Below are 23,218 nucleotides of genomic sequence, written 5' to 3' on the forward strand. Positions count from 1 at the left end.
CATCACTCTTCTTTTTTTGCCTCATTCCAGAACTGATCAAGCTCTTCTAATGTAAATTCATCAAAACCTTTCCCACTAGCAAGTACCTTAGTCTCTATAAAAGCAAAGCGCCGCAAGAACTTTTGATTTGTTTGAAATAATGCCTCTTCAGGTTGAATTTCTAGGAACCGAGCAATATTGACCAGAGCGAACAAGATATCTCCCAATTCCTTCTGTAAGTCGTCTGTATGTGTCTCCTTGGCGAGTTCTTCCTCAAACTCAAGTAGTTCTTCCTTTACCTTTTCCCATGCTTGTACTACATTTTCCCAATCAAAGCCAACTTTTGCCGCCTTTTTTTGCAGTTCATAAGCACGTATTAAATTAGGTAAATGGGTACCTACACCATCAAGAATAGAAACTTTTTGTTCTCCTTTTTCCTCCACTTTAATCTCTTGCCAATTCTTCAATACATCTTCAGCCGTTTCCGCGGTTACATCACCAAATACATGCGGATGCCTTCTGACCATTTTTCCCGATATCCCTTCAATTACTTCATCAATAGAGAAATATCCTTCATCTTCTCCAATCTGCGCATGTAGCATCACTTGAAGTAGCACGTCTCCCAGCTCTTCAATCATATGGTCAATATCATCTTCATCAATTGCTTCAATTAACTCATACGACTCTTCGATAAGATACTTTTTTAAGGATTGGTGTGTTTGCTTTTTATCCCACGGACAGCCATTTGGTCCACGAAGTTCAGCAATAATCTTTCTAAGCTTAGAAAACTCCTTATAAGATAACTCTTCTTTTTGAACAGGTGGAACATATACTGAGGTTAAGTTATTTAATGTCACTTCCCGGTCAAGCTCATGCAACGGAACCTTTTTGACTTGTTCTTTGGATGTACCTGCTGCTGTTACAATGGCCACAACATGGTCAAAAGGGTATTTTTCCATTAATGTTAGTTTCACTTCTGAGGCAATGAACGTGTCATATACCTGCCCAATAATCAGATGCTGATTCATATAAAGTTCATCACGTTTCAGATTTGTTCCATCTAAAAGTTGGAATCCCTCAATGGGGTCGATTTTTACTGCCTGAAACAAAGGATCTAAAAAACTTTGACCTCCAATAACCTCAATCTCTACCTGTAGCTCATTCGCTTTTTCTAACAGGATTTGAACCGTACGCTCGGCAACCAGTGGATGTCCAGGAACAGCATACACTAGTGACTCCACATGGGCTTTTGAGATAAGATCATCACATATAGACGCATAAACCTCATCAAATGTTTCTTTTGCTTCGTATATATGATCATATGAAGAAAACTGAAAATCTTCTTCTCTAACTAACTGTTCCACTACAGGATGTTCTTTCGTTCGAAGATATACTCTCTCACTTTGTTTTAAAATTTTATATATGCCCATTGGCAGCTGATCCATATCACCTGCACCCAGACCAACGATCTGAATTTGATTCAAATTCATCAACTCCTATTTTTTTTCGGGAGTAATTGTATTAGTTTGCTTCCAAGAGGCAGTAAACTCAATTCACTCTCTTTAAATGTATGTAATCTTAATATAACAATTAAGTAGCTTAGACCACCTAATATAACTCCAACCATTGCTTCTAACCCGGCCACTAATCGACTCGGTTCAATAAGGAAATGATCAATAAGCCACTGATACCCTTTTAATATCAGAAACATAATTAAAGCAGCCACTGCAACCTTTATTAACTCTTTCCCTTTTATAATCTCTCCCTTTACCCTTGTTAGGAGAACCATAAACAAAAGGATGCTGATGATCACAAGTGATATGACGGAAGCAAAGACCGCACCATAAGCTCCAAATAGGGGCACGAAATACATATTAAATAAATATTTTAACAAACAGCCAAGTACAATTGTTATCGCAGGGAATACGATTTGCCCCAGTCCTTGAAGTACGGCACATAAAGTGATAATTAGTGAACTTAAAAGAATAATGGTGCTTTGCATGGCAAGAATAGATGATCCTTCGCTATTCTGAAATAAAAAGATATTGGTCGGCTCAATAATGGAAAGAAGACCAATACTTGCTCCAATTCCAACCATTATACTAATAAGTAAAGATAAACGGATCCGATCATGTAGCACCCTCATATTCATTTTCACTTTTTCACTAGAGATGATTGGGACAAGAGATAAGGACATTGATGTAGCTACTACTGTTCCGAGTTGAATAAGAGGAACTCCTCGATCATATATTCCCTTAATTTCCTTTGCAGCATGTTCATTTGTCATGATTTTTAATAATAAAGAATAGAGGTTCAGAGAATCTGCCAGTTGAATAAACAAGAGAAGCATACTACTTACACTGATAGCAAATCCTTGAATACATAGTAATTTTATTAGTCCCTTTGCTTCATACCATGATGGAAGTGATGTTTTTTGGAAAAACACCGGGAGATCCTTTTGCCTTTTTTTAAAATAGAAAAGCAATACGGACACTGCTACTAACCCTCCGACAATGGAACCGAACATTGCCCCTGCTCCCACTGTATAAAGATCTTCATTCCTTAGGGCGAAGGCAATCATAAGAATGGTGCTGACTCGTATAAATTGTTCACTTACTTGTGAAATTGCCGTTGGCTTCATATCACCACTTCCCTGGAAAACCCCTCTTAAAATAGACAGAACCGGGAATAAAAGAAAGATAAATGAAATGGCCTGTAACAGAAGGGCAATATGTGGGTCTTGCATAAAAGAGGCTATATAGGGAGCACCGTAAAATAAAGCTACAAATAGGATGACTCCAATCAAAGATAAAAGAAAAGAGGAGGTAACAATTAGCTTCTTTGCTCCTTGAACGTCTTTTACGCTCATTTTTTCGATATAAAGTTTAGATATAATAACAGGAAAGCCGTATGTACATAACACCAATGCCATTCCGTAGAAGGGATAGGCTTGTTGATAGATATAAAATCCTACGTCCCCAACTAGGTTTTGGAAGGGAATTCGATAAAACGCACTTAGCACTTTGATAATAAGTGCAGAAACAGTAAGAAGTAAGGTTCCCTTTAGTATGGTATGTGACTCTTTATGGGGTTTAATCACCCTCACCCCCAATTTATGTAATTCGGAGTTATTATAGCACATCGGAGACATGCATACATGATAAGACGGAAAAAGAGGTAGCTGATTGCTACCCCTTTCCATTTAATCTTTATGACTCCATTTGTCTTGCAAGGAATCCAGCAGCTGTTTCTACAGCTTTACGCTCTACTTCACCGATTGTGGATTCTTTCGAGAAGATGATAACAGCACCGATAGGATCACCGTTTGCAATAATTGGACCGACGGTGTATGAAGAAATGGTTTCATCAATTCCATCGATTAATGCCACTTCACCCTGTTGAGTAATGATGACCGAGGTTCTGTCTTCCATTGTCTTTTCAACAAGATCACTAATATTCTTATTTAAATAGTCCTTCTTTGAGCTACCTGCAACAGCTATGTAAGCATCTCTGTCACAAATTAAGATGGGATTTCCTAAGCTATCGTATAGAGCCTCTGCATATTCCTTTGCAAAGTCACTTAACTCGCTGATTGGAGAATACTTCTTTAAGATCACCTCTCCATCGCGGTCTACGAAAATTTCTAACGGGTCTCCCTCACGAATTCGAAGAGTTCTGCGGATTTCTTTAGGAATGACGACACGACCCAAATCATCGATTCGACGAACAATACCAGTTGCTTTCATCCAACGTTGCCTCACTTTCATCTGATGATTTAAACGATTGGCATCCATCTCTCTACGTTGTGAAATGATTGCCATTGTTTGAACTTAGTATCTTTCATATGGAAAGTTCTATACACTTACATAGTTTTTTCTCTAAAATGTTAAATTTAACAATAATGGATAAATATACCGGTTTATTTTTACTTCCCCCTTACCATTGCAATTAAACATTTTACTATGCTATTTATCTCTTAAGAGACAATACTTCCTAGATCCTTCCTTGCATTATGAAGACCTTTCATCATCTTGAAAGCAGCGTCTAGCCACTGATCTAACCCAACTCCCTTAATATGAAGAACCATCTTTAATTTACTTCCGTCCATTCCAAGTCCAACCATACGGCCAAATTGACTGCTTACCTCAAATATTTTTTGACCATCTATTTGAGAACTATCCTCTTCAGAGACAATAATATTAATTTCATTTTTACTTTGCTTAATTGTCTCAACACCAGCCATTCTTGCATAGACCTTTAACTCAGATAATTGGAACAGGTAAGCCACTTCATCAGGGAATTCACCGAACCGATCGATCATCTCCTCTTGAAGCTCTTGTACATCTTCAAGAGTTAATAGTCCACGGAACCGCTTATACATTTCAATTTTTTGATTTCCATCACGAATGTATGTGTCTGGTATATATGCATCTACCTCCACATCAATCTCAACAGGCTTAATAACCACTTCTTTATCAATACCAACTTTTCTTTCCTCTATTGCTTCCTTAAGCATTTGAGAATATAGGTCAAATCCGACAGAATCAATAAATCCATGCTGCTCTGCACCTAATAGATTTCCAGCCCCACGAATAGATAAGTCACGCATGGCTATTTTGAAACCTGAACCAAGCTCGGTAAATTCTTTAATAGCCTGAAGTCTTTTTTCTGCAACTTCTGTTAGAACCTTATCTTTTCTATAGGTAAAGTAGGCGTATGCCACTCGATTGGATCGTCCTACACGTCCTCTTAGCTGATACAACTGAGAAAGCCCCATACGGTCAGCATCGAACACAATCAATGTATTTACATTAGGAATATCTACACCTGTTTCAATAATGGTCGTACTAACAAGTACATCCGATTCTCCTTCTAAAAACCCAAGCATAACGGACTCAAGCTCATTCTCTGTCATTTTCCCGTGCGCGTACGTCACACGTGCATCTGGCACAAGCGCTCTGATTTCTTCTGCTTTTCTTTCAATATCCTCCACTCGATTGTAAAGGAAATAAACTTGCCCACCACGTGCTAACTCCCTTTCAATCGCTTCTTTTACCAATCCACCGTTATACTCCATCACATAGGTTTGAACCGGGAAACGGTTCTCCGGAGGAGTCTCAATTACCGATAAATCCCTTACTCCAAGCATCGACATATGAAGAGTTCTCGGGATCGGAGTAGCCGTTAACGTGAGCACATCCACATTTGTTTTTAACTGCTTAATCTTTTCCTTATGTGTGACTCCAAAACGCTGTTCCTCATCAATAATCAACAGCCCTAAATCCCGATACGTAATGTCTTTAGAAAGAATACGATGAGTTCCTACCACCACATCTACCGTACCCGTCTTTAAGCCATTAATAGTCTCATTCTGCTGCTTTCTGCTTCTAAAACGACTTAGTAGACCAATATTAATTGGATAATCTTGAAAACGTTCCCTCATGGTCTCATAGTGTTGCTGAGCTAAGATCGTAGTTGGGACGAGCAAAGCAACCTGCTTACCATCTGCAATTGCTTTAAACGCAGCACGAATGGCAACCTCTGTCTTTCCGTATCCCACATCCCCACACAGCAGTCGATCCATCGGACGTTCTCTTTCCATATCTTTTTTAATTTCCTGGATAGAACGCAATTGATCCTCGGTCTCTTGGTATGGAAATGCTGATTCAAACTCCCTCTGCATATCTCCATCAGGATTAAAAGCGTAGCCGACAGAAGCTTCTCTTTCTGCATAAAGCTTAATAAGATCATCAGCAATATCTTGAACAGATGACTGAACCTTCGTTTTCACACGTTTCCAGTCATTCCCACCAAGCTTATAAATTTTCGGCTCTTTGCCCTCAGATCCCACATATTTTTGAACCAAATCAATTTGCTCTACAGGAACATATAACTTATCGGTTCCTTGATAGCGAATGTGTAAATAATCCTTATGCACTCCGTTAATGACGAGCGTTTCTATCCCTAGATACTTCCCTATCCCATGATTCACGTGAACAACATAGTCGCCCACTTTTAATTCTGAGTAACTTTTAATCCTCTCAGCATTAGATAACTTTTGCCTTCTTGTTGTTTTCTTCGAACGTTTATTAAAAAGTTCTTCCTCTGTTATAACAACAATTTTCTGTATTGGTAACTCAAAGCCTGTTTGTAACCCACCTTGCATGATTTGGACTTTACCTTTTAAAATATCCTGCTTTTGGTTTGCAACAACTGCCTCAATTTCATAGTCTTCTAATACTCTTTCTAGTTTCTTACTTTTCTCACTATCTTCTCCTAAAAAAATGACCGAATACTTTCCTTTTTTCCAACGCTCAATTTCCCCTTTTAATACATTCATCTGCCCATGGAAATTCTGCATTTGCTTACAAGTGACATTAATAATGTTCTGAGGGTTCGTATTGGGAACATGTCGTAGGAAAAGTGACATATAGACAATTAATTTATTTGATTTTTGTAGCATTCCATTCAGATGGTGAGACACAAGAATATCATGAACAATCTTTCCTTCCCCTAGAAGGCTTGTATACCATTCTGCTTCCTCTTTATCCAAAGAATCGCTCATTTCCTGAACTCTACTAATTTCATCTACAAAAATAAGACCGTTTTTCGGCAAATAGTCTAATAGACTGTTAGACTTTTCATAGGCGAAAGATAAATACTTAAATAACTGCTCTGGCCTTTGACCATTCTTTAGTTGTTCGATCTCATAGCCTATATTTTGAGACAATAAAGTTTTTACTTTCTCATCCTTCAGCTTTTTCAAGCTCTTAGCTAGGTGCTCTTCAAGTCGTTGAGCGATTATTGGAAAATGGGAATCATCTAATGGAGATTCCGTTGCTGGCCCAATAAAAACCGTAGACAACTTTTCCTTTGAGCGTTGATCTTCCAATGAGAACGTGCGGATAGAATCTACTTCTGTATCAAAAAACTCTACCCGAATCGGGTCCGCTTCCGTCAGCGGATAAATATCTAATATTCCCCCACGTACACTAAATTCACCAGGTGCTGCAACCATTTCAGATCTGGCGTAGCCCATTTTCACAAGCTGAAGACTAAGTTCACCTAGCTCGATATCCTGCCCTATGGAAATCGAATATTGCTTAGATTTCCATAGCTCGAGTGGCGGAAGATATTTTCTAACTCCAGCAATTGGAGCAATAATGATTCCCCCTGCATTGCTGCTTAAATAATTCAAAGCCTCTATTCTCTGCGCCTTTAATTCTGGACTAGCAATACTCATCTCGGCTGCTATTAGTTCATTAGCTGGATATAGGAAGACCTCATCTACCTCGACCAATTGAATTAAATCATCGTATAGCTTTTGCGCTTGTAACAGATTATGAGTAACGATAAGCATTGGCTTTTTCATACGTTCATATATCGATGCCAAAAATACTGTTCTTGCAGAACCTGATAGCCCCGCAATCAGCTGTTCAGTAATGCCTTCTTCAATTCCAGAAAGGACAGATTTTGTATCATCTAGTTCACTGAAAAGTTGCTTAATTGCTAACATATATGCCCTCCTCCCAATACCTACACATGTATGTAATATAAAAACAGAAAAATGCTTTGGATGTTTCTCCAAAGCGTTTTACTGAATTAGATAGTCTTGTTCATGAAAGTCTGGATTTCTTTCTAGCAATTCCTGACAATCCTCACAAATCGATTTAATATGCATATTTCCCTCTGTATCATACCTTACCATATCAAGTCGCTCTTCACCATTCAGCATGTGAAGTCCTAATCTTTCAGACTCTAAAGTAGTTTGTTCAATGGTGCCCATTGTATGTCCGCAGTGTCGGCAATGGTAATGAATGGCCATGCCTGTCCCTCCTAGTAAACAATTCATTAAGCTTAGTATTGACCTTTTAGGACAGACTTTATTCACTCATTACTTATATACGATATGTAATCCACGCAACAATGATAACCGAAGATTCATTTTTCCTTACAATTATTGATTATAATGGTTCATTACTTGCAAGAAAGGGTCCTTTAGCCAATCCATGCATGCTTCCCCGGATTTTCTCACTATGAGGTTAATGGTTTCTTGCTCTTCCTTTGTAAATCTACTAAGGACATAGTCACTAATACTCATCCCATTTGTTGGCCTTCCAACTCCCACACGTATACGTTTAAACTCTTGTGTTCCTAGATGAGCGATAGACGACTTTATGCCGTTATGACCACCAGCACTGCCTTTCTCTCTTAAACGTAGCTTCCCTACTGGCAGGTCAAGATCATCATATATAACAACGATATCTTCAATCGATATATTAAAGTAATCCATTAACGGACGGATAGACTCTCCCGACAAATTCATATAAGTTAATGGCTTTAGTAGAAAAACTTTTTCCCCATTTACATAACCCACACCATAGATTCCTTTAAATTTCGATTGATCAAGCTTTATATTCCATTCATTAGATAAATGATCAATGACTTCAAATCCTACATTATGTCTTGTTTGATCATACTGTTTTCCTGGGTTGCCTAAACCGATAAATAGTTTCATGTTTCACCTCTTACAACATCAAAAGGGGCTGGCCAAACGAATATGGTCAGTCCCTTTAGTGATTGCTTTGTTATGTTTAATTATTCGACAGCCCCTGTCTCTCTTCCTTCTAGATTTTCAGGAATTCCTGGTTCTTGTTCTTCACCAGTACTAATTTCCTTTTCTTGTCTAGGAGGGAGAATAGACACGATGGTCTCTTCGTCTTCATTGTTAATATGGTAAGACGTACGTCCTTGAATATCTGCAATAGACATTGTCTCTCCAACTTGAAGATTGCTAACATCTACCTCAATAACTTGTGGAATATCCGCTGGTGTGGCTGTAATGCTTACTTCATGTAAAGGTTGTTGGAGAACTCCACCATCTTTCACCCCTGCAGCCTCACCTACAAGTGTAACACGAACGTTTACTTGTATTTCTTTTGACATATCCACAGCGAGAAAATCAGCGTGTAGTATTTCCTTCTTTATTGGATCCATTTGATAATCCGATAAAATGACATCGTATGTTTCTCCATCAAGATCAAGAGAAATCACACCATTTCTGCCCACTTCTCGAATTGTTTTAAGGAAATCACTAGCATTTATATATAGCGCTTTGCTATCTACATTTGTGCCATATACTACTGCTGGCACTTGTCCTTCGTGACGCATAATGGACAAAGTGGATTGACGGAAATCCTCACGTTCATGTGCATGTAATTGGGTAGTCAAAGTCGTTTTCTCCTTCCAATATTAAGGTCTCTTTATAAAAAATGCCCTTAAACAGGAAAGTCTAAACGTAGAAATTTTTAATTTAACCTAAACAATGAGGCTTGCATTAAAAGCAAGCCTCATCTTTTATTAATCAAACAAAATACTTACAGATTGTTCTTCGTGAACACGGATAATAGCCTCTCCTAAAAGCTCAGCAACGGAAAGTTCCTTGATCTTCTTAGACGCTTTTTTCTCTTCAGATAACGCAATTGAGTTTGTTACAACAAGCTCTTTAATTTTTGAGTTTTCAATTCTTTCAATGGCAGGACCAGATAGTACTGCATGTGTACAGCATGCGTACACTTCAGCCGCACCATTTTCAACAAGTGCATTAGCAGCAAGTGTAATCGTACCAGCTGTATCAATAATATCGTCGATTAAAATAGCTGTCTTTCCTTCGATATTACCAACAATATTCATTACCTCAGCAACATTTGGTCTAGGTCGACGCTTATCAATAATTGCAATTGGTGCTTTAAGTCTTTCCGCCATTTTACGCGCTCTGGTTACCCCACCATGATCTGGTGAAACAACTACGATGTCACCACTTAGATCCTTCTTGCTAAAGTATTGAGATAGAATTGGAACACCCATAAGGTGGTCAATTGGAATATCAAAGAAACCTTGGATTTGTGGTGCATGTAGGTCCAATGTAATCACACGAGTAGCTCCCGCAGTTTCAAGTAAATTCGCTGCCAGTTTAGCTGTAATTGGTTCACGAGCTCTAGCTTTACGGTCTTGACGTGCATACCCGTAATAAGGCATTACGATACCAATTGATTTTGCAGATGCTCTCTTAAGTGCATCAATCATAATCAATAACTCCATCAAATGCTCATTAACCGGTGAGCTTGTGGATTGGATAATAAACACATCACAGCCACGGATACTTTCTTCAATATTGATTTGGATTTCCCCATCGCTAAAACGAGTTACTGAACATTTCCCTAATTCTACACCAATGACCTTTGCAATTTCTGCTGCTAACGCTGGATTAGAATTAAGAGTAAACACCTTTAAATTTGGATCTAAATACTGATTTGACATGATGGACCTCCGATTGCTTATTTCTTTATGCTATTTAATTTCGAAACATAATCTTCTTTGTTTACTTGTTTTGCTCTAGCTATAGCAAGTGCTTCTCCAGGGACATCTTTCGTGATGGTTGACCCAGCTGCTACATACGCTCCTTCTCCAACTCTAACAGGAGCTACAAGATTTGAATTACAACCTATAAATACATTGTCTTCAATTGTTGTTAAGTACTTATTTTTCCCATCATAGTTCACCGTAATCGATCCACAACCAATGTTTACATTGCTACCAACTTCTGCATCTCCAATATAGCTCAGATGGGAAGCCTTACTTCCTTTGCCAAATACAGCTTTCTTGATTTCAACAAAGTTTCCAATTTTCACATCATCATGAATATTCGATTGAGGTCTTATGTGCGCAAACGGACCAATGGCAACCTCATTACCAATTTCACTATCGTAAGCGGCTGACTGACGGATAGCCGTTCCTTTGCCAATTTTACAATTGTGGATTTCAGTTTGTGGACCAATTATGCAATCCTCACCAATAACTGTTCCACCAGATAATATCGTTCCAGGGTAAAGAATGGTATCTTGACCAATCTCTACATCCGGACCAATATATGTACTTGAAGGATCAATTATTGTAACACCGTTACGCATATGCCACTCATTTGTACGCTCTTTAAAGATACGTTCCGCTTCAGCTAATGCTACTCGGTCATTAACACCCAATGTTTCTTCAAAATCTTCTGTTTGATATGCTGTTACTATCTCACCAGCATTTTTTAGAATTTCAATCACATCTGGTAAATAGTACTCTCCTTGAACATTATCATTTGAAACCTTTGATAGGGCGTCAAAGAGGGCTTTATTATCAAAGCAATATGTTCCCGTATTAATCTCTTTAACTAAGCGTTCTTCATTCGTTGCATCTTTATGCTCAACAATTTTTTCAACCGATCCATCTTCATTTCTAATAATACGTCCATAGCCTGTAGGGTCATTTGTCCACGCTGTTAAAATCGTTGCTTTAGCAGAAGTCTCTTCATGATGCTTAAACAATGCTTCCATCGTCGTTGCCTTAATTAAAGGTGTGTCGCCACATACAACAATGGTAATGCCTTCTTTATCCTTTAGTATATCCCTTGCTTGCATAACAGCATGTGCTGTTCCAAGCTGTTGCTCTTGAAGCACATAGCTACTCTCTTCGCCTAGCTGTGCTTTTACAAGTTCCGCTCCGTGTCCAATAACTGTTACAATGCTGTTTATATTAAGCTTTTTCACATGATCGATTACATGCTGCACCATAGGCTTACCACCAACAGGATGGAGAACTTTGTACAGTTTTGATTTCATCCTAGTTCCTTGACCTGCGGCTAATACTACCGCATACCGATTCGACATTTACAGGCCTCCAATATACCTTTTTATCCATTAAGAATATATCTTAAATACACGTATATTTCAAGAACTGATAGAAAACTGCATGATTTTAACATTAAGGAAGGTTTAACCGTTTATTTTTATGGGTAGTAGTATGTAGGAGAGAACATATGGGTTTAGAAGCCATAAAAAAGAGCCTTACCCTTAGGAAGTAGGCCCTTGTTGTTTATTTTTTTAGGAAGCACCGGCTTCTTCAAATTCAACTTCTAATTCACCTAAACGGTGGTACTCAGCTAAAACTGCTTCTTGAATCTTCCCACGTGTACCTGAATTGATCGGATGAGCGATATCGCGAAACTCTCCATCTGGTGTGCGTTTACTAGGCATAGCAACGAATAATCCGTTATTTCCGTCTATCACGCGGATATCGTGAACAACAAACTCATTATCAAGCGTAATGGATGCGATTGCTCTCATACGTCCGTCTGTATTAACGCGGCGTAATCTTACGTCTGTTACTTCCATCCTGTTCACCACCTTTGCACAATTAGATATAATCTACGTTTACATATTCAACAAATTTTTCATATCTCCTTCTTTAAATTCATTTTTTTTTGAAAAATTAGTCTAAATCGTGAACTTTTTGTAATTTATTAAGAATCAAGCTAATAAAAAAAACACTCGTCTTATTTGACGAGTGCAATTACTTCGATTTCTACTAATACATCCTTCGGCAATCTTGCTACTTCCACACAAGAACGAGCTGGTTTATGTACAGAGAAATATTCACCATACACTTCATTTACTGCAGCAAACTCATCCATGTTCTTAATAAATACAGTTGCCTTTACTACCGTTTCGAGCGTTGCTCCTGCTTCTTTTAGGACAGCCTGTAAGTTTTTAAATACTTGATGTGTTTGTTCTTTAACATCTCCTTGAAGTAAATCACCATCGGCAGTTAAAGGAATCTGACCAGAGCTATAAAACATATTGTTTACAACGATACCTTGAGAATATGGCCCGATAGCTGCAGGTGCTTCATTTGTTTGAACTACTTTCATACTAATTCCTCCTGTTTATGTAAAAAATAATTTCCTTCATTCACTTGAATTTGCTTTTCTTTTACATCTACATCCGAAAGCTTTACTAAGGATAAATAATCGTCCACTAGTCTCTCTTCGATTTTTTCAGCTTCCACCAGTACGGCAATTCCAGCTAAATTAGCATTAAACTCATTCAACATACTAATCATTCCGTTAACCGTTCCGCCTGCTTTCATAAAATCATCAACAATTAAAACGTTAGCTCCCTGCTCCATGCTACGTTTGGACAGAACCATCGTTTGAATTCTTCCGGTTGATCCAGACACGTAGTTAATACTTACAGTTGAACCCTCAGTTACTTTATTATCTCTGCGCACGATAACAACCGGCACATTTAAATGACTTGCTACGGCATAAGCCAAAGGAATTCCCTTAGTTGCCACTGTCATAACAAGATCAATTTTCTCTTCTGTAAAAGCAGAAGCAAGCAAGCGACCAGCCTTTTGAACAATCGCAGGATCTCCTAATATATCTGTCATATAAAGATATCCACCTGGTAGCAGCCGATCAGGGTCAGCTATCAGGCCACATAATTCATTAATAATGGGCCTTGCTTCGTCATCTGATACTTTTACGGTAAACTTTACACCACCTGATGCTCCAGGAACCGTTTTCAGCGTTCCAATTCCTCTCTTCTCAAAAGTCTCTTTTATGATTGCTAAATCTTCACTTATGGATGATTTAGCGGAACCATACCTTTCTGAAAAGAAAGAAAGTGATACTAATTGCTGGGGGTGCTCAAGCAAATAATTCGTCATATCTACTAACCTTTCGCTTCGACGAAACTTCATAATAGACCTCCCATATCCGAATGTTTTAACGATAATATACCATTAATGTACGGATTTAATCAAGGGTATGTCGTTCTCCTAGCATGCGTACAGCAAAAACCTGATCACAAAATCCTCTCAGCCCATTGTATAATCGGTGCATTCTTGAATCATGATGTACAAGAGCAAATACAGTTGGACCACTTCCACTCATCAACACCGCATCTGCACCAAATCGTTGCATTTGATCCTTAATTTGAGCAACCTCTGGATAGAGCTTTAAAGTCACTTCCTCTAACACATTTCCAACATTGTCACAAACACCTTCAAAGCTTCCCTTCTTAATCGCCTCGACCATTGCAGGAAGGTTTGGATGACTGATTCCACTTAATTCAAGCCTTCTGTACACATCTGCTGTAGAAACACCGATAAATGGCTTTGCTAAAACGACCCAACAAGTAGGGGGTGGAGGAAGTTGTGTAATCTTTTCTCCACGCCCTTTTGCTAACGCCGTTCCACCGTAAACACAAAAGGACACATCCGACCCAATCTCGGAACCTAACTCTGCAAGCTCGTCCAATGTTAAGTTCAATTTCCAAAGCTTGTTTAATCCCCTTAAGGTTGCCGCTGCATCACTGCTCCCACCAGCTAACCCTGCCGCAACAGGTATATTTTTCTCAATAGAAATATGAACACCAGCTTTTACTTGAAATCTTTCTTTCAATAGTTTTGCTGCTTGAAAAGCTAGATTTCTTTGATCATCTGGAACAAACCGATTTTGGGAATTGATTCGAATGGTATCCTCTTCTAAAAAGGTTAATTCAACTCGATCAGCAAGGTCTATGGTTGTCATGATCATTTCTACTTCATGAAACCCATCTGATCGTTTATGTAATACATCTAACGATAAATTGATCTTTGCGGGAGCTTTTATTAAAAGCTTCAACATCTCCACCTACTTTAAACATTCTCTCTAGTCCATTTTTGTCCTATTTTACCACAAAACGATAAAAGTAAGACCTCTCCACACAAAAAAGCCGGAGAATCAGTTTTCTCCGGCTTTTGTCGCAATGAATTCGAATTGTTAGTTAACTCTCGCATGAAGTAAAAAGGTTGCTGCTTTTAACGCTTTTCCGTTAACTGCTGTTGCGCTATTTCAATCGCACGCTTGACCATGTTGCCAGCGTCTTTTGCTTTAATGCCGCCCCAACCTTCTTTTTGAACGACATCATAGAAACCCAGCTCCTTCGCTAGTTCCTCTTTAAACCCTTCTGACATCATCCCTCTTCTTCTGCTCACGATTAACATCCCCTTTCTTCATCACGACACTCTTATTATGTTGAAGTGGTTAGAAATTCATTAGCTTTTAGAGAAAAATTGATTAATTTATGTATAGTTTTTAAAAGAAAATATAAAATATAAAACAAATTAAAAAGCAGCAAACCATAGTTCACTGCTTACACGATAAGGACAACATTAACTTAGTGCCATTTGTCCTGTTGTATCTTCATAGAAAGTAATTTGAACCGTCTCTGTTAAAACGTCTGCATAGCTGTACGATACACGTTCGAAAGCATTTTCTTCTTGATCTAACTCAATTACAAACACAGATGGATACGTTTCTGCAAGAATTCCGTATCTTTCAATCGTCTTTCTTCGACCACCATTGGCCTTGAGCAAAAGTCTTTTTCCTAAATTTGAATCAAGAGCTTTTTTAATATCAACCAAAGTTTTTGCCATTCGGTCCACCTCACTATGTAAAGTATAACACATTTACACTGTATAGTCAAACAAAATAATAAATTATAACAGTGTTTAAAAATAAAAGTCAATATTTTTTGTTCAGCATTTTCTTCTAATTTTCAACATTTTTAGGATTACCTATTTATTTTGAAATATGTACCGAATTTTGAAACAAAAAAATACCGTTCTATTTTGAACGGCATTTCTTATTCATGATTACCTTTGTTATAAGGCATACCTGTTCGTAGTACGCCTTTTGTTTCGATTCCTCCGAGTCCTTTTTCTCCCGTTAATGTATTTCTCAATACATCCCATACGTTAATTCTCTCCATAAACGGAGTAAAGGAAATTTTAGCTACAATATAGACAGGATCCAGGGCGTGTATGTTTACTCTTGATGGGGAACTTGCAAAGTTAGCACCCGCTTGAATCAAGGATTCAAAATGCGACTGACAGGCTCCTGCAAAGATGACCAGTTGGTCGAGATGAGGGAACTTTTTTCTAGCCTCTCTTACCGTTTGAACAAAGTGTTTGGAATGCCGATATGCATTGATATCCGTAGGTTTCCCCTTGGACTTTGAATACGCATCATGCCCTGTTATTACAAGGATATCTGGACGATAATAATCAATTAAAGATCCTATTTTATTAGGCATTTCCTTTTCATTTACATGTATGCCTGTTACAGGTACTCCTATTTTTTCATACAAAGTTAAGCACTTTTGCAAATAGGAAGGATCACCATCAAGATGTAACACTTTACCTGGTACTTGAAAATAATTAAACGGCTTACTGTAACCTTCAGTTACTTCAAACTCCTGTTTAAACTGCAAAAGGTCCACATCCTGCCGAAAAAGCTGGTAAGATTGCTCCTCAAGTGACTGATACTCTGAAGCTACTTTAGATCGGGTATTTTGATCAATCACGACCAAATCTTCATAGGGTGCGTCCGCAATAATTCGAATATCCTCCCCATATAAAATAGCAAGCTTCTTTCCTTTTTCTTCACGTATATCTATAACCCGAAAGATAATATCACAATTATACGAAACTCTCCCAACGACATCCAAAAGGTTAATCGTCAATGTAGTCACTCCAATTAGCCCAAAACTAGAGCATTCAAATAGAATAATTCTTAATTATCCTATGCAGGGAGCTTAAAAGTCGTGATATCGTTGAGACATTCAATTAATATAAGAAAAAGACCCTCAGTGGGGTCTTTTAAGCAAAGTGGTCGAGCAATGCATCGCTAAGTTGTGCAAACTCAGCAATCGACAATGTCTCCCCTCTTCTAGATGGCTCAATTTGAGCTTTTTCAAGCGCCTGCAATATCTTGTCCTTTTTGATCTTTCCGTCGGGTAACTGGCTTGTTAAGTTGTTTAAAATCGTTTTCCGACGCTGAGCGAAGCTTGCTCTAGTTACTTGAAAGAAAAAGTCTTCACTTCGAACTTTAACTATCGGCTCTTCCCTAACTGTTAATCGAATAACTGCAGAATCCACATTTGGTTGTGGCATAAACACGGTTTTTGGAACAATCATAACCGTCTCTGCTTCTGTATAATATTGAACAGCAATCGAAAGGGATCCATATTCCTTTCCGCCAGGTTTCGCAGCGATACGGTCGGCTACTTCTTTTTGAAGCATACAAACAATTCCTCTAATTGGGAGTTTCTCCTCTAATAACTTCATAATAATCGGAGTCGTTACGTAGTATGGTAGATTGGCTACAACCATAATGTCTTCAATGCCCGTGAACTGTTCCCCGATGACTTCTTTTACATTTGCTTTTAATACATCTTCATGAATGATGGTTGTGTTTGGATAGGGAGCTAGTGTCTCTTTTAAAATTGGTAGCAATCTCTGATCAATTTCAAACGCAACTACCTTTTCACTATTTCTTGCTAATTGCTCTGTTAATGCCCCAATTCCTGGCCCAATTTCGATGGCTCCGGACTTTTCAGTTAAATTAGCATGATCAACAATTCTCTTTAGAATATTCGTATCAATCAAGAAGTTTTGACCTAAGCTTTTTTTGAAAGAAAAGCCAAACTTCTTTAGTATTTCCTGTGTCCTTACAGGGGTAGCTATATCTTTATTCATCTGTTTCCTCCTGAAAAATAACGGCTAGAGCTTTTGAAAACTCTGTTTTACTTATTTGAAACATCAATAGTCGCTTATAAAGTTGCTTTCCATTTGTATATCCAATCGAAAGGAGTTTACCGAGCTTCTCTCGCCGTTCCTTTGCCTTTGGCCCACCGATTAAGCCTGCAGTTAGTAAATCCTCTTGAGTAATTTGTACTTCTACTTCTTCCTTCATAAGGTGCGCATGTCGAAGAGCCTTTTGAATCTCTTCTACTGAAGCATGTTCGACACCAACACCCTTCCCTCTTTTATGTAGTGCATTCTCCTTTGGGATAAAGGCATGCTTGCAATTCGGTACATGTTCAGCAATCGTTTGTCTTATTTTTTGACCAGGATAGTCTGGGTCAGTAAAAACAATAACTCCCCTCGTCTGCTGGGCCCTTCTTATCCTGTTGATTGTATCTTCATTTAACGCAGAACCATTGGTTTCAATTGTATCCGCATCTACAGCCCTTTGAATGGCTGTAGTATCGTCTTTACCCTCCACAACGATAATTTCCTGTATCTTCATAAAGTCCTCCCACTACACATACCATTAAATAAACAGTCATCTGAAAAAAAATTAAAATAATTGAAATAAAAATGAAACATTCTCGCTACTTCATTCGTCTATATAGTATAAACCAATTGTAATGAAAAACGGATAAAAACACAAAAAAGCAGAGGGCAGCCCCCCTGCATAAATGAATTAGTTAAGAATTTTAATTTTGACGGTTTTACGACCCCAACGATAGGCATCTGCTTTCGACGCAAAAAACACATCGATTTTATTCCCTATAATTGCCGATCCTTTATCAGCTGCAACTGCATAGCCATAGCCTTCTACATATACCTTTGTTCCTAGTGGAATCACACTTGGATCAACTGCAATCACTTTTGCACCTGGATTAGCATGAAGATTCAATCCCGTTGCCGTAACGCCAGAGCAGCCATTGCAACTTGCAGTATAAGCAGTGGATGTAACAAAGAACTCCTTGCTAGCACTGTCACTACCACGTGATACGATTTGGTTACTCACCTTTGTTCCTACCGCTACAACCTTATCTTGTTTCTCTTTAACCTGTGTTTCTTTTAGAAGCGTTCTAGAGACTTCTTTGCCATTCTCTAATACCACCTCATACTCCTTTGTCATCAGTCCTTCTTGACCAGGAGTTACTACCTTTTCTGTACCTTTTGATAGATTACTATCATTCTTTGTAACAACTGCAAAATGAATCGGTTCTTCCACTACATCGGTGACTTTTTCAACCTTGACGATGCTAACAACAGCATCTTTCTGAATAACTGAGTCTTTTTCAGGCTCTACACGGTCTAGTTCTCCTAGAGTGATTCCTTGTTGTAGTAAAAAGTCAGCGACCGTAGTCGAAGTAGTAGTCCATGCTTCTTCTTCTGTACCACCGTTATTTAACTTGAATGGAAACGCAATGTTTACTTCAATGTTCATATCCTTCTTGATTGCAGTGTCTAAATCAGGTGTAACCTTATCGTGCTCAGTAAGTATAATTTCTTGTTCCTTTAGGAACTCTTCTACAGTATCCGCTGTAGACCAAACTGCTTTTTCCTCGGTGTCTTTAACCATTTGGACCTGTTTCGCAGGTTTATATACAACCTTTAAGTTGTCTTTGACCTTTGTGTTTTCCGAGGGAAACACATAGTCCTCTGAACGAAGATCAATGTCAAGTTCGTCGAAAATACCTTCAATTGTGGCTGCATGTGTCTTGATGATACGTTCTTTGCCGTCTAGTGTCATGGTAACAGTTTCTTTGGTTGTTTCATAAACTGTAAACCCCGTTGCTGTTGTAAAAACTATGAAACTAGCAGAGATAACGGCCCACTTCTTTGTCCTCAAAGACCTGGAAAACAGGTTTTTCATGCTTTGAATCACGATGAAAAACGCCTCCTTTTCTCATGGAGTGATTATATAAAGTATCTTGTTGCCTGTCAACCCTCAGGATTTTCCTCTGAACGTACTCACTATTATGACTAATAGATTTCAAAAAAGAAAGAGAGAGTTGTCGACACGGTTATCCTATGAGAGAAAGGAGACATGTAGAACTTTTTAGAAAAAGAAAAGATTCGGACAAGCTTTTATTTTATTCGACAGGTTTCCTTATCAGTTTATGCCGAATAATATTTTTGCGTTTTCTGTTGTTACTTGTGAAACTTCTTCATAACTAAGGTCCTTTAGTTCAGCAATTTGTTCTGCCACTAACTTTACATAACTTGGTTCATTTCTTTTCCCTCTATATGGATGTGGGGCAAGATACGGGCAATCTGTTTCAATTAAAAGCTTATTTAACGGAATCTCCTGTGCGATTTCTTTCGGCTTTTTTGCATTCTTAAATGTAACCGGTCCACCAAGGGATATATAGAAGTTCATATCTACACATTCCTTTGCGACCTCCACACTTCCACTAAAACAATGCATAATGCCCCCTACCTCAGCAGCATTTTCTTCTTTTAAGATTGTAACAATATCTGCTGTTGCCTCTCGGTTGTGAATGACAATTGGCAGTTTCAGTTTTTTAGCTAACTGTATTTGCTTTCTAAACACTTCTTGTTGTACGTCTTTTGGTGACTTATCCCAATAATAATCAAGTCCCATTTCTCCGATAGCTACCACTTTAGGATGTTTCGCAAGCTCCTCAATCCAATCTAAATCTTCATCACGCATATCAATTGCGTCAACAGGATGCCAACCAATACTTGCATAGATAAAATCATATTCTTCAACTAATTCCATTGCCTTTATAATGGTCGGTCGATCGAATCCTACAACCACCATGTATTGGACACCTTCCATTCTAGCTCGGTCAATTACCTCATTTAAATCGTCTGAAAACTGTTCCGCGTTTAAATGTACATGTGTATCAAATAGCATTTATTTCCTCCAATATTATTTTTTCGTTACATATATAATTTTTATATTTCCACTATTAAATATCTAATTTTCTTTCACTCATTCGCTTATTTTAACAGAAAGATAAGAAAAACATAGGAATGAGCCATGTGTAATGTTACACGTGAAACATTTCTATGTTTTATCTTAGTAAGACTTTATTCCTTATTTCACTTTTGCTCCTAGAGGAAGACTGTCACTCACAGTGGCTAACGACATGATTCCATCCTTTTGACCTGCAAGAATCATTCCTTGAGATAATTCACCACGTAATTTTACCGGTTTTAAATTCGTCACACAAATGACTCTTTGTCCAACTAATTCTTCTGGTTTATAAAATTGAGCAATTCCCGAAACCACCTGTCTACGCTCAAAACCAAGATCTAACTGTAGCTTTAATAGTTTATCTGCCTTCTTAATAGGCTCTGCTTCTACTACTTGTGCTACCCGCAATTCAACCTTCATAAAGTCATCAATTGTAATTTCCTCAACCTCTGGAATTTCTTCTGCTTTAGGTTCTTCTACAGCAGGTTTTACAGTCGATTGCATTTTTTCTTTAATAAAAGACACCTCTTCTTGGATATCAAGTCGTGGGAAAATAGGTTCACCTTTCTCCACCTTTGTACCTTCTAGAATTATCCCGAACTTTTCGAGACTTTCCCAGGACTGAAGATTACTATCTACAATAGAAAGCTGCTTAAATATTGCTTTTGGTGTCTTTGTTAGGAATGGCTGAAGCAAAATAGCCACTCGTCTAAGTGTTTCAGCTAAATGAACCATAACACTTGCTAACTCGTCATTTTTCTCTTCGTCTTTTGCTAAAGCCCAAGGCGATGTTTCATCAATAAATTTATTTGTTCGGCTAACTAACTGCCAAAGTGCTGTAAGAGCAACTGAAAACTCCATCTTCTCCATTGCTTCTTCATACTTTTTCACCGTTTCTTCATTTACTTGGAGAAGTTGTCCCTCGAATTCACCCTTTGAACCTTGGTACCTTGGAATCGTTCCATCAAAATACTTATTGATCATAGCAACTGTACGATTCAACAGGTTCCCTAAATCATTGGCTAAATCAAAGTTAATTCTTTCTACAAACCCTTCAGGTGTAAAGACCCCATCTGCTCCAAATGGAACTTCTCTTAACAAGTAGTAGCGAAGGGAATCAAGTCCATAACGATCAATTAATGTTACTGGATCTACCACATTCCCTTTAGATTTAGACATTTTTCCATCTTTCATGAGAAGCCAACCGTGAGCGAACACTTTTTTAGGGAGTGGTAGGTCTAGCGCCATGAGCATAATTGGCCAATAGATCGTATGGAAACGAACGATTTCCTTCCCCACTAAATGGACATCGGCTGGCCAATACGTTTCATATTTAGAAGCATCCTCGGTGCCGTAACCTAAAGCAGTAATATAATTGGACAAAGCGTCAATCCATACATAAATAACATGCTTTGGATTACCTGGTACCTTAACACCCCAATCAAACGTCGTTCTCGATACAGCAAGATCTTCTAATCCTGGTTTAATAAAGTTATTAATCATCTCATTTTTACGAGACTCAGGTTGGATAAACGCAGGGTTTTCTTCATAGTATTGCAATAAGCGATCTGCATACTTACTTACTTTAAAAAAGTAAGATTCTTCTTTCACCTTTTCTACAGGTCTACCACAGTCAGGACAATTTCCTTCATTTAATTGTCTTTCCGTAAAGAAAGATTCACATGGAGTACAGTACATGCCTTCGTATTGATCAAGATAAATATCCCCTTGCTCAAGAAGCTGAGTAAATATCTTCTCAACCACCGTTTTATGTCTGTCTTGTGTCGTCCGAATAAAATCATCATACGAAATGTCAAGCTTCTTCCAGAGTTCCTGAATTCCATCTACAATATCATCAACGTATGCTTGAGGAGTAATTCCTTTTTCCTCTGCCTTACGTTGAATTTTCTGGCCATGTTCATCAGTACCCGTTAAATACATGACATCAAACCCACGTAACCTCTTATAACGAGCCATCGCATCTCCAGCTACCGTTGTATATGCATGTCCAATATGTAAGTTTCCACTAGGATAATAAATTGGTGTTGTTAAATAAAATGTCTTCCTTTTCTCATCCAAATCACTCACTCCTCATCCGATTATCATTCTGAATCGAGTCACTTCTTATACTCGTCAGCATAACCTCTTATCTCCTCAAAATATACCTAATAATGAAGAAATGTGCAATATAATCAACTATATAGCCTTTTCCACTTTTCCCTAGCGTTTATACCTACTTTCAAAGAACAACATTTGTTGTTTCTTGTCGAATGATGTATTAGATTATGACCATTTGTCGACAAACATTTTTTCATTCTTTCTTTTTAAAAAATATAATACACATCCTAACTCTCCTTAAAAACGTTGATATACCAATGTTTTTCAAATGCTAATATTTTCTAATTTAATCAGATATAAAGTTATTGACGTTTTTGGGAATGGCTGGTATTATAAAAACATAAAAGAAATTTGTCGAATAATGGCGAATAAGAGATAGAAAAAAATAAATAAAATGGAGATTTGAGAGGAGCTAAAAAATTATGAAATCTACTGGTATCGTTCGTAAAGTTGATGAGCTTGGTCGTGTAGTTATTCCTATTGAATTAAGACGTACACTTGGAATTGCAGAAAAGGATGCGTTAGAAATTTACGTTGACGATGAGCGTATCATTCTTAAAAAATACAAGCCAAACATGACTTGCCAAGTAACTGGTGAAGTTTCTGATGATAATATCACACTAGCAGGCGGAAAGTTAATTCTTAGCCGTGAAGGTGCAGAACAACTACTTCAAGAAATCCAAAACAATTTTCAAGTATCTAAATAATTTCAACAAAAAGCTTCTC

22 protein-coding genes are annotated in these 23,218 nt (G+C 38.0%); 1 reads left to right on the plus strand and 21 read right to left on the minus strand.

Translation table 11 applies throughout. The annotated features are described in order from the left end of the window. Window positions 1–2: 2 nt before the first annotated feature. From yabN to metG, 21 genes are all read right to left on the minus strand, one after another. A complete protein-coding gene (gene yabN / locus M3175_RS23445; protein ID WP_251524191.1) occupies window positions 3–1,469 on the minus strand; it encodes a bifunctional methyltransferase/pyrophosphohydrolase YabN in 1,467 nt (488 codons plus the stop codon). Continuing rightward, window positions 1,469–3,079 (minus strand): putative polysaccharide biosynthesis protein, encoded by a 1,611-nt coding sequence (locus tag M3175_RS23450; protein WP_251524194.1) that lies wholly within the window; start codon window positions 3,077–3,079, stop codon window positions 1,469–1,471. The genes yabN and M3175_RS23450 overlap by 1 nt, the downstream gene beginning before the upstream one ends. Before the next feature lie 109 nt (window positions 3,080–3,188). Then, on the minus strand, window positions 3,189–3,725 hold the full coding sequence (spoVT, locus tag M3175_RS23455) for a stage V sporulation protein T (RefSeq protein ID WP_119706216.1): 537 nt from the start codon (window positions 3,723–3,725) through the stop codon (window positions 3,189–3,191). A gap of 230 nt (window positions 3,726–3,955) precedes the next feature. Then, entirely contained in the window at window positions 3,956–7,495 is a 3,540-nt protein-coding gene (mfd, locus tag M3175_RS23460) for a transcription-repair coupling factor (protein ID WP_251524197.1), read from the minus strand. 78 nt (window positions 7,496–7,573) lie between these two features. Then, entirely contained in the window at window positions 7,574–7,804 is a 231-nt protein-coding gene (gene fin / locus M3175_RS23465; RefSeq protein WP_251524199.1) for an anti-sigma-F factor Fin, read from the minus strand. 132 nt (window positions 7,805–7,936) lie between these two features. Beyond that, window positions 7,937–8,497, minus strand: a complete 561-nt coding sequence (pth, locus tag M3175_RS23470; protein ID WP_251524203.1) for an aminoacyl-tRNA hydrolase — start codon at window positions 8,495–8,497, stop codon at window positions 7,937–7,939. A gap of 80 nt (window positions 8,498–8,577) precedes the next feature. Further along, window positions 8,578–9,210 carry a 50S ribosomal protein L25/general stress protein Ctc gene (locus tag M3175_RS23475; RefSeq protein ID WP_251524206.1) on the minus strand — a complete coding sequence of 211 codons (633 nt, stop codon included), beginning with the start codon at window positions 9,208–9,210 and terminating at the stop codon, window positions 8,578–8,580. 129 nt (window positions 9,211–9,339) lie between these two features. Then, window positions 9,340–10,299 (minus strand): ribose-phosphate diphosphokinase, encoded by a 960-nt coding sequence (locus M3175_RS23480; RefSeq protein ID WP_160548422.1) that lies wholly within the window; start codon window positions 10,297–10,299, stop codon window positions 9,340–9,342. 17 nt (window positions 10,300–10,316) lie between these two features. Further along, window positions 10,317–11,693 carry a bifunctional UDP-N-acetylglucosamine diphosphorylase/glucosamine-1-phosphate N-acetyltransferase GlmU gene (gene glmU, locus M3175_RS23485; protein WP_251524209.1) on the minus strand — a complete coding sequence of 459 codons (1,377 nt, stop codon included), beginning with the start codon at window positions 11,691–11,693 and terminating at the stop codon, window positions 10,317–10,319. Window positions 11,694–11,906: 213 nt separating this feature from the next. Further along, window positions 11,907–12,197 (minus strand): septation regulator SpoVG, encoded by a 291-nt coding sequence (gene spoVG, locus M3175_RS23490; protein WP_003347151.1) that lies wholly within the window; start codon window positions 12,195–12,197, stop codon window positions 11,907–11,909. Between the two features lie 161 nt (window positions 12,198–12,358). After that, window positions 12,359–12,733 (minus strand): RidA family protein, encoded by a 375-nt coding sequence (locus M3175_RS23495; protein WP_251524213.1) that lies wholly within the window; start codon window positions 12,731–12,733, stop codon window positions 12,359–12,361. Continuing rightward, window positions 12,730–13,566 carry a pur operon repressor gene (gene purR, locus M3175_RS23500; RefSeq protein WP_251524216.1) on the minus strand — a complete coding sequence of 279 codons (837 nt, stop codon included), beginning with the start codon at window positions 13,564–13,566 and terminating at the stop codon, window positions 12,730–12,732. Before purR ends, M3175_RS23495 begins: the two co-directional genes overlap by 4 nt. 55 nt (window positions 13,567–13,621) lie before the next feature. Beyond that, window positions 13,622–14,491, minus strand: coding sequence for a 4-(cytidine 5'-diphospho)-2-C-methyl-D-erythritol kinase (ispE, locus tag M3175_RS23505; protein ID WP_251524219.1), 870 nt, complete (start codon window positions 14,489–14,491; stop codon window positions 13,622–13,624). 176 nt (window positions 14,492–14,667) lie between these two features. Further along, window positions 14,668–14,844 carry a small, acid-soluble spore protein, alpha/beta type gene (locus M3175_RS23510; RefSeq protein WP_119706206.1) on the minus strand — a complete coding sequence of 59 codons (177 nt, stop codon included), beginning with the start codon at window positions 14,842–14,844 and terminating at the stop codon, window positions 14,668–14,670. 177 nt (window positions 14,845–15,021) lie between these two features. Then, window positions 15,022–15,285, minus strand: coding sequence for a biofilm formation stimulator Veg (veg, locus tag M3175_RS23515; protein WP_066059266.1), 264 nt, complete (start codon window positions 15,283–15,285; stop codon window positions 15,022–15,024). A gap of 209 nt (window positions 15,286–15,494) precedes the next feature. After that, the gene (yabG, locus tag M3175_RS23520) at window positions 15,495–16,373 is read right to left on the minus strand and encodes a sporulation peptidase YabG (protein WP_251524222.1); all 879 of its coding nucleotides are present in this window, start codon (window positions 16,371–16,373) and stop codon (window positions 15,495–15,497) included. A gap of 136 nt (window positions 16,374–16,509) precedes the next feature. Beyond that, window positions 16,510–17,388, minus strand: coding sequence for a 16S rRNA (adenine(1518)-N(6)/adenine(1519)-N(6))-dimethyltransferase RsmA (gene rsmA, locus M3175_RS23525; RefSeq protein ID WP_251524226.1), 879 nt, complete (start codon window positions 17,386–17,388; stop codon window positions 16,510–16,512). Next, complete coding sequence (gene rnmV, locus M3175_RS23530; protein ID WP_251524229.1) at window positions 17,381–17,941, minus strand: ribonuclease M5; 561 nt, start codon at window positions 17,939–17,941, stop codon at window positions 17,381–17,383. Before rnmV ends, rsmA begins: the two co-directional genes overlap by 8 nt. A gap of 177 nt (window positions 17,942–18,118) precedes the next feature. After that, entirely contained in the window at window positions 18,119–19,303 is a 1,185-nt protein-coding gene (locus tag M3175_RS23535) for a resuscitation-promoting factor (protein ID WP_251524263.1), read from the minus strand. A 240-nt stretch (window positions 19,304–19,543) separates the two neighbouring features. Beyond that, window positions 19,544–20,311, minus strand: a complete 768-nt coding sequence (locus tag M3175_RS23540) for a TatD family hydrolase (RefSeq protein WP_251524232.1) — start codon at window positions 20,309–20,311, stop codon at window positions 19,544–19,546. Between the two features lie 183 nt (window positions 20,312–20,494). Further along, window positions 20,495–22,453 carry a methionine--tRNA ligase gene (gene metG / locus M3175_RS23545; RefSeq protein ID WP_251524235.1) on the minus strand — a complete coding sequence of 653 codons (1,959 nt, stop codon included), beginning with the start codon at window positions 22,451–22,453 and terminating at the stop codon, window positions 20,495–20,497. Window positions 22,454–22,914: 461 nt separating this feature from the next. Between metG and abrB the strand changes: the two genes are divergently transcribed. Further along, window positions 22,915–23,199, plus strand: a complete 285-nt coding sequence (gene abrB, locus M3175_RS23550) for a transition state genes transcriptional regulator AbrB (RefSeq protein WP_066059282.1) — start codon at window positions 22,915–22,917, stop codon at window positions 23,197–23,199. Window positions 23,200–23,218: the final 19 nt, after the last annotated feature.

The sequence above is a fragment of the Robertmurraya korlensis genome, assembly GCF_023715225.1.
Taxonomy (GTDB): domain Bacteria; phylum Bacillota; class Bacilli; order Bacillales; family Cytobacillaceae; genus Robertmurraya_A.

Excerpts from the sequence above, each read along its gene's own strand:
- M3175_RS23535 (WP_251524263.1), bottom strand. The coding sequence starts at position 19,303 with ATGAAAAACCTGTTTTCCAGGTCTTTGAGGACAAAGAAGTGGGCCGTT.
- M3175_RS23495 (WP_251524213.1), bottom strand. The coding sequence starts at position 12,733 with ATGAAAGTAGTTCAAACAAATGAAGCACCTGCAGCTATCGGGCCATAT.
- abrB (WP_066059282.1), top strand. The coding sequence starts at position 22,915 with ATGAAATCTACTGGTATCGTTCGTAAAGTTGATGAGCTTGGTCGTGTA.
- mfd (WP_251524197.1), bottom strand. The coding sequence starts at position 7,495 with ATGTTAGCAATTAAGCAACTTTTCAGTGAACTAGATGATACAAAATCT.
- purR (WP_251524216.1), bottom strand. The coding sequence starts at position 13,566 with ATGAAGTTTCGTCGAAGCGAAAGGTTAGTAGATATGACGAATTATTTG.
- rsmA (WP_251524226.1), bottom strand. The coding sequence starts at position 17,388 with ATGAATAAAGATATAGCTACCCCTGTAAGGACACAGGAAATACTAAAG.
- M3175_RS23480 (WP_160548422.1), bottom strand. The coding sequence starts at position 10,299 with ATGTCAAATCAGTATTTAGATCCAAATTTAAAGGTGTTTACTCTTAAT.
- spoVG (WP_003347151.1), bottom strand. The coding sequence starts at position 12,197 with ATGGAAGTAACAGACGTAAGATTACGCCGCGTTAATACAGACGGACGT.
- fin (WP_251524199.1), bottom strand. The coding sequence starts at position 7,804 with ATGGCCATTCATTACCATTGCCGACACTGCGGACATACAATGGGCACC.
- spoVT (WP_119706216.1), bottom strand. The coding sequence starts at position 3,725 with ATGAAAGCAACTGGTATTGTTCGTCGAATCGATGATTTGGGTCGTGTC.
- rnmV (WP_251524229.1), bottom strand. The coding sequence starts at position 17,941 with ATGAAGATACAGGAAATTATCGTTGTGGAGGGTAAAGACGATACTACA.
- veg (WP_066059266.1), bottom strand. The coding sequence starts at position 15,285 with ATGGCAAAAACTTTGGTTGATATTAAAAAAGCTCTTGATTCAAATTTA.
- yabN (WP_251524191.1), bottom strand. The coding sequence starts at position 1,469 with ATGAATTTGAATCAAATTCAGATCGTTGGTCTGGGTGCAGGTGATATG.
- pth (WP_251524203.1), bottom strand. The coding sequence starts at position 8,497 with ATGAAACTATTTATCGGTTTAGGCAACCCAGGAAAACAGTATGATCAA.
- glmU (WP_251524209.1), bottom strand. The coding sequence starts at position 11,693 with ATGTCGAATCGGTATGCGGTAGTATTAGCCGCAGGTCAAGGAACTAGG.
- M3175_RS23540 (WP_251524232.1), bottom strand. The coding sequence starts at position 20,311 with ATGCTATTTGATACACATGTACATTTAAACGCGGAACAGTTTTCAGAC.